Below are 658 nucleotides of genomic sequence, written 5' to 3' on the forward strand. Positions count from 1 at the left end.
TGGCGTGCGGGACGGCCTGGGCGTGCTCGACGACGTGCTCGATCACGCGCTCGATCAACTCGCCGGCGGAGACCACCAGCGATGACGCTGGTCGTCCGTGCGGCCATGACCGATCACCCGATCTTCCTGGCCGAGCACGAAGAGCTCGTGGCCCATCAGTCGGCGGGGGCTGTCGTCGGCTTCGTCGGCATGATTCGCGACCACGACGGCGGACGGCGGGTGGTGCGGCTGGAGTACTCCGCGCATCCGTCGGCCGAAGAGGTGTTGGCCAAGGTGGTCTCCGACGTCGCGGACCAGTCGACCGGGGTGCGCGCGGTCGCGGCCAGCCACCGGATCGGGGTGCTGCGCATCGGGGAGGCGGCGCTGGTGGCGGCGGTGGCGGCGGACCACCGTCACGCGGCGTTCGCCACCTGTGCGCAGCTGGTCGACGAGATCAAGGCGCGGCTACCGGTATGGAAGCACCAGTTCTTCGACGATGGGACCGAAGAATGGGTGGGCTCGGCCTAACGCCGTAGCGATTGGAGTGCCGGCACGCCCCGAAGCGAAAAACGTCCGAGGCGTGCCGGGCAGTCTTACGGGCGGGACTCAGGTGGCCGGGGCCGGCTGGGCGATCGCGTCGAGCGCGTCGTCGAGCACGCCCAGGCCGTCCCGCACGCCA

At 70.7% G+C, this 658-nt stretch carries 1 protein-coding gene and 1 pseudogene; both read left to right on the forward strand.

The genetic code is table 11. The annotated features are described in order from the left end of the window. A pseudogene (locus A5701_RS15080) lies at window positions 1-85 on the forward strand (MogA/MoaB family molybdenum cofactor biosynthesis protein); the annotation flags it as partial. Continuing rightward, window positions 82-507 (forward strand): molybdenum cofactor biosynthesis protein MoaE, encoded by a 426-nt coding sequence (locus A5701_RS15085; RefSeq protein ID WP_067754920.1) that lies wholly within the window; start codon window positions 82-84, stop codon window positions 505-507. The pseudogene A5701_RS15080 and the gene A5701_RS15085, both read left to right, overlap by 4 nt. Window positions 508-658 lie beyond the last annotated feature (151 nt).

Origin of the sequence: Mycobacterium sp. E3305 (assembly GCF_001666785.1) — a bacterium.
Classification (GTDB): Bacteria; Actinomycetota; Actinomycetes; order Mycobacteriales; family Mycobacteriaceae; genus Mycobacterium.

What these genes read in the sequence shown, in the direction of transcription:
- A5701_RS15085 (WP_067754920.1), top strand. Translation starts at nt 82, where the DNA reads ATGACGCTGGTCGTCCGTGCGGCCATGACCGATCACCCGATCTTCCTG.